Annotated in this window: 16 protein-coding genes and 4 pseudogenes; 13 read left to right on the forward strand and 7 right to left on the reverse strand. The window is 57.8% G+C overall.

What is annotated here, in order from left to right:
* Positions 1–112 precede the first annotated feature (112 nt).
* Entirely contained in the window at positions 113–643 is a 531-nt protein-coding gene (locus tag EPL04_RS16630) for a DUF7504 family protein (protein ID WP_134672301.1), read from the forward strand.
* Positions 644–918: 275 nt separating this feature from the next.
* Positions 919–2,367 carry a serine hydrolase gene (locus tag EPL04_RS16635; protein ID WP_134672302.1) on the forward strand — a complete coding sequence of 483 codons (1,449 nt, stop codon included), beginning with the start codon at positions 919–921 and terminating at the stop codon, positions 2,365–2,367.
* A gap of 208 nt (positions 2,368–2,575) precedes the next feature.
* Here the strand turns inward: EPL04_RS16635 and EPL04_RS16640 are convergent, their stop codons facing one another.
* On the reverse strand, positions 2,576–3,574 hold the full coding sequence (locus tag EPL04_RS16640) for a cytochrome d ubiquinol oxidase subunit II (protein WP_134672303.1): 999 nt from the start codon (positions 3,572–3,574) through the stop codon (positions 2,576–2,578).
* Positions 3,567–5,015 (reverse strand): cytochrome ubiquinol oxidase subunit I, encoded by a 1,449-nt coding sequence (locus EPL04_RS16645; RefSeq protein WP_134672304.1) that lies wholly within the window; start codon positions 5,013–5,015, stop codon positions 3,567–3,569. The genes EPL04_RS16640 and EPL04_RS16645 overlap by 8 nt, the downstream gene beginning before the upstream one ends.
* Positions 5,016–5,322: 307 nt before the next feature.
* On the opposite strand from EPL04_RS16645, the pseudogene EPL04_RS16650 reads away from it, so the two are divergent.
* Positions 5,323–6,209, forward strand: a pseudogene (locus EPL04_RS16650) (IS1595 family transposase).
* Between the two features lie 69 nt (positions 6,210–6,278).
* Positions 6,279–7,064 carry a hypothetical protein gene (locus tag EPL04_RS19085; protein WP_209019653.1) on the forward strand — a complete coding sequence of 262 codons (786 nt, stop codon included), beginning with the start codon at positions 6,279–6,281 and terminating at the stop codon, positions 7,062–7,064.
* A gap of 137 nt (positions 7,065–7,201) precedes the next feature.
* Here the strand turns inward: EPL04_RS19085 and EPL04_RS16665 are convergent.
* Positions 7,202–8,026: pseudogene (locus EPL04_RS16665) on the reverse strand (ISH3 family transposase); the annotation flags it as partial.
* 127 nt (positions 8,027–8,153) lie between these two features.
* Here EPL04_RS16665 and EPL04_RS16670 point away from each other — a divergent pair.
* The 5 genes from EPL04_RS16670 to EPL04_RS16685 all read left to right on the forward strand — a co-directional run bounded on the left by EPL04_RS16670 (position 8,154) and on the right by EPL04_RS16685 (position 9,295).
* Positions 8,154–8,390, forward strand: a complete 237-nt coding sequence (locus EPL04_RS16670) for a helix-turn-helix domain-containing protein (protein WP_134672305.1) — start codon at positions 8,154–8,156, stop codon at positions 8,388–8,390.
* A 2-nt stretch (positions 8,391–8,392) separates the two neighbouring features.
* Positions 8,393–8,533 carry a DUF7563 family protein gene (locus tag EPL04_RS19545; protein WP_449272294.1) on the forward strand — a complete coding sequence of 47 codons (141 nt, stop codon included), beginning with the start codon at positions 8,393–8,395 and terminating at the stop codon, positions 8,531–8,533.
* Positions 8,530–8,709, forward strand: coding sequence for a hypothetical protein (locus tag EPL04_RS16675; RefSeq protein WP_134672306.1), 180 nt, complete (start codon positions 8,530–8,532; stop codon positions 8,707–8,709). Before EPL04_RS19545 ends, EPL04_RS16675 begins: the two co-directional genes overlap by 4 nt.
* 61 nt (positions 8,710–8,770) lie before the next feature.
* A complete protein-coding gene (locus EPL04_RS16680) occupies positions 8,771–8,986 on the forward strand; it encodes a type II toxin-antitoxin system HicB family antitoxin (protein WP_134672307.1) in 216 nt (71 codons plus the stop codon).
* A gap of 63 nt (positions 8,987–9,049) precedes the next feature.
* Positions 9,050–9,295, forward strand: a complete 246-nt coding sequence (locus tag EPL04_RS16685; RefSeq protein ID WP_134672308.1) for a type II toxin-antitoxin system HicA family toxin — start codon at positions 9,050–9,052, stop codon at positions 9,293–9,295.
* A 20-nt stretch (positions 9,296–9,315) separates the two neighbouring features.
* Here EPL04_RS16685 and EPL04_RS16690 read toward each other — a convergent pair whose 3' ends face one another.
* Positions 9,316–9,600: a hypothetical protein gene (locus tag EPL04_RS16690; RefSeq protein ID WP_134672309.1), complete on the reverse strand. Its 285-nt coding sequence runs from the start codon at positions 9,598–9,600 to the stop codon at positions 9,316–9,318.
* 160 nt (positions 9,601–9,760) lie between these two features.
* Between EPL04_RS16690 and EPL04_RS16695 the strand changes: the two are divergent.
* Positions 9,761–9,904: pseudogene (locus EPL04_RS16695) on the forward strand (IS5/IS1182 family transposase); the annotation flags it as partial.
* Between the two features lie 75 nt (positions 9,905–9,979).
* On the opposite strand, the gene EPL04_RS16700 reads toward EPL04_RS16695, so the two are convergent.
* Both EPL04_RS16700 and EPL04_RS16705 read right to left on the reverse strand, forming a co-directional pair.
* The gene (locus tag EPL04_RS16700) at positions 9,980–10,804 is read right to left on the reverse strand and encodes an IS5 family transposase (protein WP_134672310.1); all 825 of its coding nucleotides are present in this window, start codon (positions 10,802–10,804) and stop codon (positions 9,980–9,982) included.
* Positions 10,805–11,151: 347 nt separating this feature from the next.
* On the reverse strand, positions 11,152–11,646 hold the full coding sequence (locus EPL04_RS16705; RefSeq protein WP_134672311.1) for a zinc ribbon domain-containing protein: 495 nt from the start codon (positions 11,644–11,646) through the stop codon (positions 11,152–11,154).
* Between the two features lie 92 nt (positions 11,647–11,738).
* Here EPL04_RS16705 and EPL04_RS16710 point away from each other — a divergent pair, with 92 nt between their 5' ends.
* Positions 11,739–12,884 carry an ISH3 family transposase gene (locus EPL04_RS16710; RefSeq protein ID WP_134672273.1) on the forward strand — a complete coding sequence of 382 codons (1,146 nt, stop codon included), beginning with the start codon at positions 11,739–11,741 and terminating at the stop codon, positions 12,882–12,884.
* Positions 12,885–13,046: 162 nt separating this feature from the next.
* Here EPL04_RS16710 and EPL04_RS16715 read toward each other — a convergent pair whose 3' ends face one another.
* Positions 13,047–14,963, reverse strand: coding sequence for a DUF499 domain-containing protein (locus EPL04_RS16715; protein WP_209019655.1), 1,917 nt, complete (start codon positions 14,961–14,963; stop codon positions 13,047–13,049).
* 119 nt (positions 14,964–15,082) lie between these two features.
* Here EPL04_RS16715 and EPL04_RS16720 point away from each other — a divergent pair, with 119 nt between their 5' ends.
* Together EPL04_RS16720 and EPL04_RS16725 are read left to right on the forward strand one after the other, a co-directional pair.
* Positions 15,083–15,616: a hypothetical protein gene (locus EPL04_RS16720; protein WP_134672312.1), complete on the forward strand. Its 534-nt coding sequence runs from the start codon at positions 15,083–15,085 to the stop codon at positions 15,614–15,616.
* A gap of 76 nt (positions 15,617–15,692) precedes the next feature.
* Positions 15,693–16,320: pseudogene (locus EPL04_RS16725) on the forward strand (IS6 family transposase).
* Positions 16,321–16,406: the final 86 nt, after the last annotated feature.

The following is a 16,406-nucleotide window of genomic DNA, read 5'->3' on the forward strand; positions in this document are numbered from 1 at the left end:
GGACGCTCAAGAGCGAGGGCTGTAACCTCCTCCTCGCCGGCGACCCGCCCCGAGAAGTGTTCACGCGAGCGAGCGAGGCCATGTTGAGTGACACGATATCCGGCGGTGGCGGGTGTTCGCGCTCACCGACGCCGACCCCGAGAGCATCTACGACCGACTTCCAGCCGCCTCGGTCGCGCCCCGTCCGCCGGCCGAGACCACGCGCGTCCTCAACCACGCGGTCCCGCCTCAACCGATAGCCGACGCCACGGACGGCTCGGAGGCGACGCTCCCGGAGGTGACGGTCGGCGACGCGAACCTCGCCGGGCTTCGGACGCAACTCTGCGAGGCCGTCGCCGACTTCGGCGCGCGGAGCCGCCACCCATTGGAGCTTCGGGTCGCGGTCGACTCGCTCGCGCCGCTGCTCGCCCATTACGAGTTCGACGTGGTCCGGCGATTCCTCCGTCTGGTCTGCGACAGGGTCTGCGAACACGACGGGATGGCCCACTACGTCCTTCCGGACGCGTACGACAGCGACCGGTGTCAGCGACTCGCCGACGAGTTCGATGCGGTGGTGGAACTCCGGACGGTCGCGGGCGGCCACGCCGAGGAGCGGTGGCACCTCCGCGAGCCGGATGTGACGACGCCGTGGGTGCCGCTCTGAGATAGCAGGACAGCAGTTACAGCCTCGAACGCCCTCGGCGCACTCTGCGACAACAGCAAAACCGCAAACGTCGCCTCGAAAGCCCTCGGCGCGCCTCGCCCTTTCAGTCCGCCAGCGGACAACCCGCGTCCGCTGAGCCTGCGCGAGCGATGCTCGCGCAGACACTGAGGGCGTGGATTGTGCCAACGAGCGCGAGTAGCCGTCGCTCGCTCGTCTCTGAACACTTCCCCTCCAGAAGCCGGACGTTTATCAGCGGTCCGGACACACGCGAACGCATGGCAGACCTCGTCTCCTCCGAGCAGCGCCGCGAAATCGAGACCGCCGTGAGCGAGTGGGTCCGCGAGGACGGCGTCCCCGGCGCGAGCGTCGCCGTGGTCGACGCCGACGGCCTCGCGTACGCCGAGGGGTTCGGGGCGCGCGACCGCGCGGCGAACGCGCCCGCGACCCCCGACACCCTCTACGGCATCGGCTCCTGCACCAAGTCGGTGACCGCCGTCGCCCTGCTACAACTCGCGGAGGCGGGCGACGTGTCGGTCGAAGACCCGGTCGCCGACTACCTGCCCCACCTCGCGGACGCGCCGGGCGACCCCGTGACGCTCCACGACCTGCTGTGTCACTCCTCGGGGATGCCAAGCGACGGCAACCTCTCGGCGCTCATCACCCGACTCACCGACCGTGGCGACCGCGATCCGGACCTCCCGATGACCGGCGACGGCGACTTCCGGCGACACGTCGAGTCGTCGGTCGACGAGCGACTGGTCGGTGAGGACCACTTCTTCTACTACAACACCGGCTACACGCTGCTCGGGAAGGTAATCGAGGAGGTCACCGGCCAGTCGTACGCCGAGTACGTCCGACGCGAGATTCACGACCCGCTCGGGATGGATCGGTCGTGTTTCTCGCGGGAGGCCTTCGAGTCCGCCGCCGACCGCATGACGGCGTACAACCGCGAGGCCGTCGACAACGCCGACGAAAGCGACGACGCAGTCGACGCGGTCGAGGCCGAGCTGGCGTTCGACGAGCGCCTCTACGCGCCCGGCGGGATGGTGAGTTCGGTCGCGGAGATGGCGAACTACCTCCGACTCTACCTCGACGGCGCGGGCGAGAGCGACGCGAGCGAGCGCGGCGCGTTCGAGGGCGAACGCCTCCTCGCGCCCGAGTCGGTCGCGCGGATGACCGAGCGCCACGCGACCCGCAACGACTACCTCGACGGTCGCCCACAGGGGTACGGCTACGGCCTCTCGTCGGTCGACTTTCTGGACGACACGCTGGTGGGCCACGGCGGCATGATGGGCACGACGACCGCGTGGTTCGGCTACCTCGAAGACGCGAACGTCGGGGTCGTGACCGCGTGCAACACTGCACCCGACAGACACCCCTCCGCAGTCGGCAAGGCCGTCCTCGCGCTCGTGCAGGGTGCAGCGCCCCACGAGGTCGTGCCCACCTACGCCTTCGAGCGGAAGGCCGACCCGCTGGTCGGCGAGTACGCCTCCCACCGCGAGGTCCGGACCGCCACGGTCGAGCGCGACAGCGCAGGCCTGCGAATCGAGTTCGACGACCCCGGCTGGTCGGGCGAGTACCGGGTCGTCCCAGAGACGCTGGACCCCGACGACCACCGCTACTACGTGGTCACCGAGACCGGCAAGCGCGTGCCCGCCGAGTTCCGCGTCGGCGAGGACGGCGTGAGCCTCCTGCTCCAGCGGTGGCGACTCCACAAGCAGTAGCCGAAGCGAGAACTGCGACGGCCCGGCGGTGTTCAGAGACGGGCGACCACCGGAACGTACGCTCAATGACGTAATCCACGCCCTCGGCGGACTGAAACTATGAGATGGATTCTATGACAGGCTCCAGTAGGCAACTCCGAGAACTGCCGCCGGGTCGATCCCCGAGGTATGTGTCTAGCTTTTCTATCGAGGAGGAGTTTCAGTTTGATTATGACCCGTAGGATTCATCGACAACGGGCCCGCTGAAGACACCATAGAGGAACTTGAAGTACCAGAGCACGAGCAGTAACACCGGTAGTCCCATAACGGTGACAAGATTGAGCGCGAGGGGTGAGACGACAGTCTCTCGGACGGTCAGTCCGGTCGCAGGGTAGATGATCGGGTACAGCAGGAACGCAACGAGGAGACTCAACAACGTGGGAAGGCAAAGTGCACTCGCGAGCCATCGCTGATACTGCTCGCGGCGGGCGAAGCCAATTCCGGCCAGTCCCGCGAACACGGAGAGGACGACCACCGCGGCAACCGGTACGGAGACAACGGCGTCAGCTGTGCCGCCAGCGTTTGTCAGGACGACAGTCGTCAGGAGGACGACCACACCACCGAGATAGAACAACGTTCCCACGATACCGTACTTCCGCAAATCGGCAGCGAGGGAGGGACCAGCTTTTGCCGAGACGAAGGCCGCGCCTGTGACGACCGACACTGCAACCAGTCCGACGCCCGTCAGGAGCGCCGGCGCCGACACCGTCGGAACGTCAAAGACCCAGCGTCCGGCGAGAACGCCGAACAGCAGTGGTGCGAGCGTGCTGCCACCGACGAACGAAGCGTCACACGCCCGTTGCCACTGGTCGTTCTCGCGTTGCTCGCGCAGTTCCGGTCCGATGCCCCGGAACAGTAACGCGAGAACGAACCCAATAACGAGCAAGTAGTTGTCAGCAAGCAACCGGGAGTACACACGCGGGAACGCGGCCAACAACGTTGTCCCGAAGGCGACCAGCCACACCTCGTTGGCGTCCCAGACTGGCCCGAACGCCGATAGGAGTGTCTCCCGGTCGGCTTCGTCGCTCCGAGTAGCGTACAACATACCGATACCGAAGTCAAATCCATCCAGGACGACGTACATCGCCAAGGTGAACATAACGACACCAAACCACACCTCCGGGAGCGTGTCAAGGAGGTACCGCTCCGCAGAGAGCAACTCAGCCATCGCCACCCACCCACGGAATGCGTCCGTGTCCGGTTTCCTTCGATGGGTCAAGTCTTTCGAGATCCCGCAACTCCTCTCTCACGAGCCACCGTAAAACGAGAAGGGCGACGGCGATTAGCCCGACGTACACGACAATAAACGCTGCCAGCGTCGCCAGCGCTTCCGTAGCGGTCAGCGACTGCGAGACTGCGTCCTTGGTCTTTAGGACGCTCTGGATGACCCACGGTTGGCGACCGATTTCTGTGACGTACCAACCGGTGAGCAAGGCGGCATATCCCAGTGGCGTCGCGGCCATCATCGCCTTCAGGAATCGGTCGCTGTCGGCGAGCTTGTCTCTGTACGTGAGGTATCCACCCCACAGTGCGAGGCCGATGAAGAGGAAGCCGAGTCCGATCATAAAGCGGAACGACCAGAACACTATTGCCACCGGTGGGTTGTGCTCGTACTCGTTCAATCCGAGTACCTCTGCATCGGGGTCACCGCCGGTGGCGAGGTAGGAGCCGAGGCCAGGGAGACTGACGGTATAGAGATTCTCTGCGTGCGGGTCAGTCAGCGCACTGGGGTCTTTCGGGAACGCGATCAAGTGGAGGTCAGCCTGTCCGGTCTCGTAGTGGGCCTCCATAGCGGCGAACTTCTGGGGCTGGGTGTCTGCAACGTGGCGACCGTAGGCGTCACCGTGGACGGCCTGTAGTGGTGCTGTCACTAACAGTAGGAGGACGGCGATCTTCAGAGATGCCTGCCAGGCCGGCGAGTCGTGGGTCTTCCAGACCAGGTACGCTGAGACGCCACCGACCAGTAACGCGACCGAGATGACAGAGGCGTTGACCATGTGGACGTACATCCACGGGAGTCGCGGCGTGAGAAAGGCAGCCACTGGGTCGGTCAGACTGGCAACTTCCATCCCGCCGCGGGTTACTAATTCGTAGCCTTGGGGCATCTGCATCCAGGCGTTGACTACCAGAATCCAAAATGCTGACAGCCATGCACCGACTCCAACCAGCACCGACGAGAGGACGTACGTGCGATCGCTGACCCGCTCACGCCCGAAGAGCAAGACGCCGAGAAAGACGGCTTCGAGGAAAAACGCCATCTTCGCCTCGAAGACCAGTGGCCCGCCAATTAATTCGCCTGCGACCTCCGCGAACCGTGGGAAGTTCGTCCCGAACTGGAAGCTCATCGGGATGCCCGTCACCGTACCCATTACGAAGCCGACCGCGAAAACCGTCACCCAGAAAGAGCGCAGCCGACTGAACCGCTCGTCGTCGGTCCTGGCGTCTTTCCAAGTGAAATAGATAATGAACGGTGCCAGCCCGACCGACAGCGCGGCGAAGAGGATGTGAACAGTAATCGTCCAGCCAAACTGTGCGCGACTCGCAAGTTCTGGAGAGAGGAACACCAGCCATCCCGCGTCGACGGCACTGAACGTTTCGATTAAAGGCACACCATAACCTCGTCTCCCAACAGTGATAGGGTGAAGGCATGATTTTTACTTTCGAGTACCGTACTACGGTGTTTGATGCTGTTGGAGCCGTAGTTCTTTAGAGGCTGCAACGGCAGGATATCGGCGCGCGTCGAAATATCGGCAGGAACAGGAGTGGAACCTGCCGTACTGTGCACCAGTTACTGTCGCGCCGCCCCTTCTCAACGAAATAACCGTTCGCTCTTGCGTAGGAGATTGTTGATACTGCTGAGCGGTCGCTGTGGAGTCGAAGAGGACAAGGGCACCGCGTCAGCGGTGCCCGACACGAATGATTCCGCTAGATGTGTTTGGGTCGGAATCGGTTGCAGCGGACCTGCTGGAACAGGTTCGCTGGCGTGACGGTGTTACCTGTCCTCGCTGCCGTTCTGACCGAACGGTCAGAAACGGTAGCTACAGAGAGTTTCAGCGGTATCTCTGTAAGAATTGCGACCGAACATTCAACGACAAGACTGGCACGATCTTCGCTCACTCGAAGATTGCGCTCCGTCGGTGGCTGTTCTCGATTTACGCGTTCCTTCGGTTTAACACGAGTCTCCGCCAACTACAGTGCGAAATCGAGGTCACACACAAGACGATGCACCGGCGCATCGAGCGCTTCGCCAGAGCGCTCGATGCGCCTTCCCTCGATCTCGTCGGACCGGTCGAAATCGACGAAGTCTACGTCAACGCCGGGAAGAAAGGCCGCGAGCGCGACCAGGAGTCGCGCTCGCGTGGCCTGTCAACGCGCGCGGGCGAGGTTCGTACGATGGCGACAAGCCACCCGTGTTCATAATCGATGATCGCGGGACTGGACAGCGGTACGTGATTCCAGCGAAAGCCGCCGACGAATCGACGATTCGACTCCTGCTTGCTGACCGCAAAGAGGAGTCGCTCACGGTCTATACCGACGGCTTTCGAGCGTACGAACCGCTCGAAGCGGACGACGCATTCGACCGCGAATACGTCGTCCACGGCGACGGCGAATACGCCGATGGGGAAGTTCACGTCAACACCTGCGAGAGCCATGCGTCGCAGGTTCGACGCTGGCTCTCGCCCCATTGAGGCGTCTCGAAAGACAAATTAACGCAGTATCTCAGAGCGTTCCAACTACGTCGGGAACTGTTTCGGAAACCCGGTCGAGATGCTCTCAAACACGCTGTTCGAGCGACGCTGTGAAATCAACAATGTGCTACGGATGAGTGAAACCAGTATTTCACGATCGAGGGCAACGTCCGGAACCACTATGTGGACTTCCCGAACCATCTCGTCAACGCGTTCTTCTCGAAGATACTGCACGAAGTGCCCGATGCCTATCCGAACGATCCCGAGAACCAGTACAAGACGGCGCTCGAAGTCACAGAGCGATATAATGAGGCACTTGATGAGATGGGGCTGGACTTCCTCCAGCTCCGGGTTGTCGACCGGTCCTCATCACGCCCCCACCCGTATTATGGGCTCCAAATCCATGGATTGGATAGCTCCAAGTTCGATGCCTTTCTCGACTCGTTCGCAGAGACAGACGAAACGACGCTAGAGGAGAAATACCACTATCTCCACGGCTCAAAATACCCGGTCTCGGAAGTGGCCAGCAAATCGCAATCCGATTCAATTGCGTCGAGAAAGCAGGTGCAGGAGGCTGTCAAAGCGCGAGTTGAATCGGAGAAGGACTCGATCACAAAGACGACGGAGACGTTGCTCTCCAGGATCGACGAATGGCGTGACGAACTCCAAACGTACTGGCGGCGGACGACGTGGCAACGGTTCAATACCTTCCCCGCAGTACATCTCTACCTGTTGGAGATGGAAAGCATCATCACCAATATCGATGTGCTTGCAGACCGCGGCTCGATCCCGCCGTGCTACCGAGAACTACGGAAGCTCTTGGAGAATTTGAGTTGGTCGGTGTTCGACGATCTTCTGTTCATCAACGCCGAGTACGCTACCATCTACGATGACTCCTCAGTACCGCCGCATACCCCGCCACGCCCATTCTCAGTACCTCACAAAGCATCGCCAGTTAGCCTGACCTGAGACACCTGTTCTGTTGGGATGAGTCGTCGCTACTGGTCAAGCAACGCTGATCGAAGAGGGAGTTGTCGCTGTCGGCGGCGGTCAGCCGCCGACGCGACAGCGTTGCCACTCGTGAAGGGAGCTTGCTCAATCAGTGACTACCGGTCGAACCGGTCGTCAGGCGGCCGGTTCGCGGGGACGGCCCGACGCACCGCGAGGGCCGTCCACGCAGCCCGCCGAACCATATTCACGAACTCCTTGTACGGCCACCACCAGAGGCGACGCCCGCCTCGGCGAGGCGTCGCCACGCATTCGTAGTGCAGATACCGCCACGCGTTCTGCAAGAGGAGACTCACCACGACGTATAGCAGCCTCACCGTTGCGTCTCGCGTCGTTGTCGTCGCTATCGCTTGCTCGGATAAGCGATAGCTTGACTCGATACCGAAGCGTTTGCTGTAGTAGTATCGCGCATCGCGTGGTGTCTCGATGAACGGCGCGTCAGCGGCGTAGCCGTGACGCGCCACGCCGTGGTCGTCGTACTTCCCGTTCAGGTACGTACAGTCGATGTAGACGGGAAACTCGACGGTCCAGCTGTGACCGTCGAGTTTCCCTGTCAGATCGTGTTCGATGACGCGACTCCACTCTTCCGAGAGTTCCTGCTGAATCGCCTCACCCCACCGGATGATCGGGACCACGTAGGCGTAGTTATGCGCTTGAAGCAACGTGAGACACTTGCTGTCGTAGAACCCGCGATCGAGGTAGACGGCCTTGACTTCGGTGTCAAGGCCGTCGAGAACACCAAGGAACTCAGCGAGGACACTGCTGGCGGTGTCGCCGTCTTCGAGACGGCGCACCGCCAGCGTGTAGCGTTTGTTCCTCACGCGTGCGTAGAGTGTCGCATACGCGTGGAACGCGGTGGTACCCCGCTTCGCTTCCGAGTGGTAGAGAGAGTCTGTGTCGTCTTCGTCACCGTAGTAGACCCGTTGGAACCGCCCTCTTACCATAACAAAGTATCTGTAATGGCTTAAGTCTTACCTTTCCAAACTAGCTGTAAAGGCTAAGTGACTAGAACCATTACGTTTGACTGTAATGGATACCAATATCGCGACCATGCCCGACGCCGACCGAGACGACGAAAACGGCCAATACGTCGAAACCTATCCACCGCAAGACTTCGCCGACGCCATTGAAGCCGAGGACGGCATGGCGGGCACACAGGAGATCGCCGACGCTGTGGGATGCTCCTACGAGACCGCCTACAAGAAGCTCCGAGAGATGGAGGATGCGGGCACTATCGAGAGCAAGCGCGTAGGGAACGCCCGTCTCTGGTTGCTCGCGGGGAACTAGTCATGCCCGAATGTGCCAACTGTGGCGCGTTCGTTACAAGCAACTTCCAACGTGTCTTCGCAGGACGCGACGGTGAAGTTCACGGCTGTTTCGAGTGCCGAGACAAGTCCGAGATAACGAACGGAGCCGCCGCCCAACCATGACTGACGAGCTCCTCCCTGCTGAAGGTAGTATCATTCTCGGCCCAACCGACAACGATGGAATCTGGGAACTCACGTTCCGTGATGAAAAATCTGGAGAAGATGTTCGAATTGTTCTCCCGCTTGAGCAACTTGAGGAAATTGACGCGGAATTCACGGGACTCGACCATCTCTTCTAGGAAAACTTCCTCAAGTTCCTCGTGCGGAAAACCTATGAAGCTACCAACTGAACTGGGAACTATGGGAGTTCAATCTCGCAACCCCGACGGTGATACCATCGTTGTCACCAAGAGCGACGACTGGTACGTCGCCAAAGACGAGGACACTGGGGTTGCGAGTCAGGGAAAAACGAAGTCTGAGGCTCTTGTGAACCTGGCGGAAGCGCTTGAGCTAGCGGAGCGTCCCGTTCCCGAGGAGGATGACGTCGAGGAAGAGTCTACAGCTCCTTGGCTCTGAATCTAGACAGTTTTTGGCCCGGTAGGTGAGGGTTTATTTGGTATCGGTGAGTAGAAGCTTTCAGTGGCACGTGGTACCTACTCGGGTCGAGAGATCGTCCGAGCGCTTGGTAACTGGAATTTCCGTAAGGTCGATCAGACCGGTGACCACGTGAAACTCCGGTATATCGACCCGAATACGGGTGAGAAGCGGACGGTCATTGTTCCTCTTCACGACGAGCTCGCTACTGGTACTCTCAAGAGTATCGCGGAGCAGGCTGGAGCTGATGACTTCCAGAAGTTCCTCGACGAGATGGACAAAATGGTCTGATTCCCAAAGATCTCTAAAGATTACTGACTCGGATTAACTTTCTCAACATAGAGTGTGACAACAGACGCAATACTCTCATCAGAACAAACCATGTATGAATATGACTTATTCACAACTCGCCATCCAACATCATCTAGATCTGCGGTGTCTCCTTCCAGAAACCCAAATTCCACAACGCTCTCTTTTTCGGGTATTGGAATGTTATCTCCCTCCAGAATTGATATCGTTTCCTCTTGTTCGACAGAATAAATTTTGATTGCAACTCCGTCCTCAAAACGCTCTTCCGCTTTTTTCGGCTTTGACATAATAACGAAGCGATTGTCAGGGCATACAATCTTTTCTTTTTACTAGTCGGTATATATGTCGCTGTATGCTATAGGGAAGAGAAGGCTGTGTTGAATCACTAGACGGCGTCGGGATAGGTCGCTAAATCGAAGGAGTTGAAGCGGGAGACTTCAGTTGATCATGACCCAAATCTCCCGCTTCACTAGCGAAATCGTCCCGATTTCTCAAAGAGTTACTGGCGACAGAGACGAATCCGCCGCCCCGGAAGGCGGCGGCGGATTCGCCGACTATGCCATCGTTTCCCTGCATTGTCTCCGGATCCATCCGTCTTTAGTTAAGCGAGAAACCGCGTGATAGCGGCGGCTTATCGTGCTGTGTTGAATAGATGCTGAGTCACGGTTAGAGTGGCTCACAGAGCGGTTCTATGTTCGAGATGGCGAACATCAGGACGATTTCACGGAACTGTCGATACCAGCCGAGCGCTCGCACGGCATCGCCGAGCGAGCGCTTCGTTGTCGAATACGAAGTTTCGGCCATCCAGCGCTGAGAGTAGCCGTTTGCTCGGTTGAGCGCGTTATTCAGGGCTGCTTTCGGTGATGATCCACGGTAGTGAACGAGATACTCCACGTCATATGCGGCGATCTCGTGCTCGGTGTGCCAGTCTTGGAAGTCGTTGTCGGCAGCGACGGACTGCAGGTCGTCCGCGTTTCGGCGGACGACCTGCGGTCCGGTCTTCGTATCGTGCTTCCACCGTGCTGTGATGTGAACGTCAAGAACCGCAAGTGATTCCACATCAGTTAATGTCGTCACTTTCAGCGTCTGTACGGTGCTTCCCGATCGCTGGCGGAAGTACGAGGAAGCACAACGACGGTCGAAGAACGTGCTGTCGAGAGCGGCGTGGCCAGACGGCGGGTGCTGCTGCGCAGAAACGCGCAGCAGCGCCCGCCACACCCACATTTTCAGCCGGTCAAAGGATTTGTAGATCGTGCTGTAATCCGGCAGATCGTCCCGATCTAGGCCGAGGGCGTCACGAACCTCGGTCAAGTACTTCAACCGATTCGGCGTTTCACGGTAGCTGTGGCCTTCTTCGAGCCGAAAGCAGTGCAGAACAACGTGGACCCAGCGGGCGAACCCGCCGCTGGCGGGCTCGCCCGCGTGCTTCCCCAACGCTTGTTTAGCTAGGTCACGACACTGCTCAACGAAGTCGAGGAGATCGACTTCCATAGGCAAGAATCGAATTCCTCGGCTTCATCCTTCTAAACCTGTGATATCGGCTGATTAGATCGCTATTCAACAGAGCAGCTTCTAATAGGGTGAACTATACTTCAAAACCCGGACTATCACTAGCTGACGCTAGTATCTCGGGTAGGGCATGATACCGTTAGAGATCGGTAGGGAAGAGTACGTATTGTTCACAGAAAGAATCAGAGTGGAAAAAGCGAATCGGCTGTCTAAGTATGGTTAATGTCTATTGAGTTGACTTAGACTCGAAATAAACCCGTCTAAGTCAATCTAGAGAGCTGGATTTGAATAGTCAATCTAAACACGAACTCTGATCAGATTTGCTACACCTACGGAAGATCGTAACCACAGTTCGGACAGAAGTTCTCATCGCCGTCCAAGAGGTGTAGACATTCGACACAGATACGGTTACTCGGCGATGTAGTGATGTCTTCGAGAAAGTCCATTGCTGTCTGTGATTCGGCTCCTGGTCCGTACCCGTCCGCATATCCTGGAAGAGTCGAGGCCCACTGGACGGTTCCCTCCTCATCAACGACGGCGACATTCCCAGCGATGTCGAGTGTTCCGTAGCGTTTGAACGCGTCTGACGGCGTCTGTTCGATGGCCGCGTTCAGGGCACGATTGCGTTTGAGATCGCTCTCGTAGACCTCTTCAGGTGTGAGACGCCGTACTTCACCGGGGAAGTCAGTAATCGGATCGTGCTGTTCGTCGATCCGATCGATCTCGACGGTAGTGTCGTGGTCGTCATAGAGCTGCGCTAGCAGACGTATCGCGTGGTTGTGCATCTCTCGTATCTCCGCGTCTGCGTAGTAGCGTACCTTCATGGTCCAGAGTCGTCATCTTCTGCACTCGCAATACGGTCGGCAAGACTCAGTCGATCACATCGGGTTAGAGGAAGTGTCTGCTTTGGGAGGATGTGCAACAACCCGAAGCAGACAGCGAGATAGAGGAAGAGCACCTGCTTAATTTTGTCGTCAACAGCCTTGACGAAGAACTTGCGATAGGTCTCGGCGAGAACGTCGAAGTCACCACAGAGAAACTGTATGAGGTCCTCGCCGGCGCCAGCGCCGGCGGGACCTCAATCAACCACGTCTGCGAAACGACAGACGACTCACCGCACGCCAACACCGTCCGGGGACATCTCACCGATCAGTTCGACCTTGACACTGTTGAGGCGGTTGGAGACACGCTCCTCCAACGAGATGCGGTTGAGACACTCCCGGATCGGCCGGTGGAGGTCGTCGCCGACCTCCACCTCGATCCCTACTACGGCGACGAAGACGAGACAGAAGCGCTGTACTTCTCGGAAGCGAAACGCGGAACAACGGCGTTCCACGCGTATGCGACTCTCTACGCGCGGGTACGCAACAAGCGGTACACGCTGGCGGTGCGCCAGCTTGTCGCTGGCGACACCACCAGCGATGTCCTCGCTGAGTTTCTTGAACTCCTCGACGGCCTTGACCTCGGCGTCAAGGCCGTCTACCTTGATCGCGGATTCTACAACAGCACCTGTCTCGGACTGCTGTACGCGCACAACTACGCCTACGTGATGCCGATCGTCAAGTGGGGCGAGACGATTCAGGAAGAACTGAGCAGAGGCTGGAGCCGCGAGATCGAACACGATCTCGCCGGCGAGGTGACGTTTCCTGTGTTCATCGATTGCGTCTACCAGCAAGGACGATACGACGAACACGGGGTGGCGCGTCACGGCTACGCCGTTGACGCGCCGTTTATCGACACGCCGCGGGATGCACGGGAACACTACAGCAAGCGCTTCGGCATCGAGTCAAGCTACCGCTTAGCCAAGCAGAGCCTCGCGTTCACCAGTTCTCAGGACGCTGGGCTGCGGCTGGTGATGTTTGTCGTGAGCCTGCTGCTGCAGAACAGCTGGCGGTATCTTCACTGGCGGTACGTGGCGGCGCCCCGCCGCGGGGGGCGCCGCCTCTGGCAATGGTCGTTCACTGAGTTCTGTGAGATGGTGCTGCGGGCCGCTTGGACAGCGCTTGGTGTGCGCAGGGCTGTTCCAGCGAATCAGCCACTCAACGACCGGTTCTTCCGGTAGGGTAGCTGTCCACCGGTCCGGACAGCTGTCGTGAGTGGCGACGCTGTCGCGTCGGCGGCAGTCCGCCGCCGACAGCGACGTTCCATCCCGAAGATTACACTCACCAGCGCTTCGAAGACGCTCCACAACCAGTTCGATCTGATTCACCGCCACCAGACAAGATTACGCGGCCGCCGATGTGATCGACTGATCTTCTTTCACCTCATCCAGCGGGTCCTCTGACGACGCAGTCAGAGTTTCGAAGGACATCACACACAATCGAACTGTCTCTGCGTCGTCCGGGACTTCATGCGGGGATTCCCTCCCATAGAGCGTCTCAAGGGTTCCACCACCAAGCGCGCCCTCGACCGCACGCTGTAATCGAGTACTAACGACACCGTCCTCTAGTTGCTTCTCTTCGTTATATCGGACTCGGGAAAGCTTGGCTTCACCCTTAAATCGAAGTACGCCAGTCTCTGTCTCGTGTAGGAAGAACGCTTCCGTTTCCGGATTCGACCCCGGTTCTTGGAGATGCTGAAGTGCATCTCGATGGTGGTCGAAATTTATCGTCGGTGAACCGATGAGTTCGAACAGTTTCTGGCGACGGACGCCGCGCATGTTATTACCGCCTGAGACAATACTCTTCCAGAGAATCGTCGTTCCAAGGTGGGTAGCAACCGGTGGTTTTCCCCCTCTTGTCCAGTTAGCATCTTCACGTTCACAGGCTGCTAAGGAGCCCTGTTTATAGATGTCTGACTTTACAGCTGCTCGAAGAGTTCCTCGACCAGCGTCGTCAAAGAGATCAAGGAGAGTCGACCAAACTGAATCGTCAGAGGGATGCATGTCGTGAATCCGCAAGAAGTGGCGGTCCGTATTCTGTGTATCTCGGTTTTTCCAAGCATAGTGGACTGCACGCGCAACTAATTTGAGGGCTCCCCGGGTTCGCTGGAAGTTCGGAAGCGAGTCGATTTCATCTGAAAGTAGCCTGAGCATCGAGGGATGCATGGGGTAAGACTGTTCCAAGTCCCCTCGATATTCCGCAGTTGAAACGGAATCAGGAAGAATATCCTTGTTATCTCGATAGAACGACATATATGCGTCTAAGACTTCAGGAACGCACTTATCGTCGATATTTTCGAACAATCGCTTGCGGATGATTGCCGCCACTTCGTCGTCTTCCGCAGGTGTAATCTCCTGTTCCGTTCGTTCGGAGATGTTATCCAATTCCTCGACGCGGGCAAGAACCTCTCGTTCGATCTCCTCGGCTCTGTCTTCGAAAGCAGTCTTTGCGACGCTCAGAATAACCGTGATGTCGTCAGTGTTCTGGGTTGCACGAACCAGCGACCAGAGGAATGAATTGTTCTGCTTTACGAGCGTCGAGCCTTCGACCGAAACTGAAGCTGCCTGCTCGTAATACTGTGCGACTTCGTCAATTAGCACCAAAGCTGGGTCGTCAATCAGATCAAGAAGTTCATTGATCTCATTTTTGCCGGGAGCCATCCGGGTTTCGTCATTTTCCCGGAAGAGTTCGTATCCCTCCTGACCGGCAAGTTGGTAGGCAAGCTCGCCCCACATGGTTTGAGTATTGGGAGCATCCGGGTTTTGAGTACATTTGGTGCTCGTCGAACTCACGTACCCGCCTTCGAAGACACCAACACGGACATTCAGATCGTCTGCGATCTCCTCAAATTTGCGCACTAGTTCGTCATCATCGAGAAAATCGCCCAGATTTTCGATGGAACCAGGATGTTGAGAGAAATGATATGAGGCGATTTGCGAGTGAGTTTTTCCACCTCCAAACACAGTGTCGAGGGAGAGAAAACCGGGGGATTGGCTGAATTCCCCAGTGGCTGCACCTACGTAGCGCTTTGCTAGCAACTGAAGTAGCTGCTGCAGCCCGTCGGTTGGGTGTGTCTTCTGGAAAAAGGCAGAGGGATCGCTGTAAATCTCCGGCGCTTGCTCATGATCAAATGCGACTTCTGAGAGCGCCGCTGCAAACTGGTCCTCTTGCAGCTTACCCTCTATGACCTCCTTATGTGGCGTGCAGAGGTCGAAGATTGCGGGTATTTGTGTATTTGTTGACATCCCTGAATCAGTCACTATAGGGTGATGAGTATTTAGCTACTATATAACTTGTCCATCCCGGTGTGGGAATCCGTATACTATAGGCGGCTTTTCACCACCAATTATGAATACGGGGCAGGAATGATGAACTCAGAATGAAGTCCGTCATTTTCACTGAGGGGTCATCAACAACGTCGGAGACAACCGAAGATCAGCTGGTTAGAGGATTCTTTCAAGGAGGGTTTCTCTCCGTAGCCGCCTTGGAGGAAAGCCTGGCTGAATACGGTGAGACAGAGATACAGATTCTGTCGGAAGAGTACGGCCATATCCAAGGTAGTCAAAAACTCAATGAACTCTCTGAACAATCGGTCGATAGCGCAGAGTCCTTCGAAAGTTCTCTTCACTCAGCTGCCAGCGAGGCTGATGTCATAGTCATCCTCTTGACTACGTCCACATTCGATTCTATAGTCAAAGATACGTGGGACACGTTAATGAACGAGGCGGAAAGCGGGAGCATTTGGTGTATTGGGGCTTCAAAGAGCGCGCTCTCCTCAATAGATTTCAGCAAATTGGAGCAGAAAGACTGTGATATTTTAACCTATGAAAGAGTAGGAGTAGCTCGTATCGGTTCAGAAACGCGTGAGAGGCTTCTCGCAAAAGTGGAATCACGAACACCCCAGAAACAGTAATCCCTCACCCACCTGAACACTACATATTGTCGGCACTGTCTAGCTAAAGACCGAACAGTTCTTAGAGACGGATGCTATGGCCGCCCAAGAACCGTTCACCGTCTCTCTGGAATTGAATCCGCTAGAGCACTGGGACGACGAGTGCACCGCGAGCGCTCTGAGGGCGCTCGCTGTGCAACTTCACTCGACGGGAATCTCGCTTCGTAAGACGGCCGCCGCGCTGAGCAGTTCGGCGTGACTCGGTCGCGCCAGGCGGTGTTCCAGTAGGTTCACTGCCCTGCGGAGACCGCACCAGACCCGCCGACGGCTACGCCGTCTCGGGTCGCGGTCGACGAAACAGCGGTGAAGATTGGCACTGAGCAGCACTGGCTATACGCCGCGATCGACGTCGAGACGAAACTGCTGCTCGGTGCGGTCGTTTCTGAGCGGCGTAGGACGGACCAAGCCGCCGTGTTTCTCGGCCATGCGGCCGAGAAACACGACTTCTCTGGACGACGGTTCTCGTCGACGGGATGGGCTATTTGACCGCACTTGCGCGGTGCGATCTGCGCGGTTACCTCGACTATGTTGATCGGAATCTGTTTTAAAAGTAGTTCCAGACGCTCGCCATGCGGATCGAACGATTTCATCAGACATAGATAGGCGGCAGCGCCAGCGCACAGCGCTGACTCACCGCCTTCGCCTACTTCTATAATTTCCAGTGACTGAATCAAGCACTCGACAACTGCAGGCCCGTCGAGGAGGTGCAGAACCGTTGACTAGACAGTTCCTTCCTACGCTCTTGTGGCGG

It is taken from the genome of Halorussus marinus, assembly GCF_004521895.1.
GTDB classification, from domain to species: domain Archaea; phylum Halobacteriota; class Halobacteria; order Halobacteriales; family Haladaptataceae; genus Halorussus; species Halorussus marinus.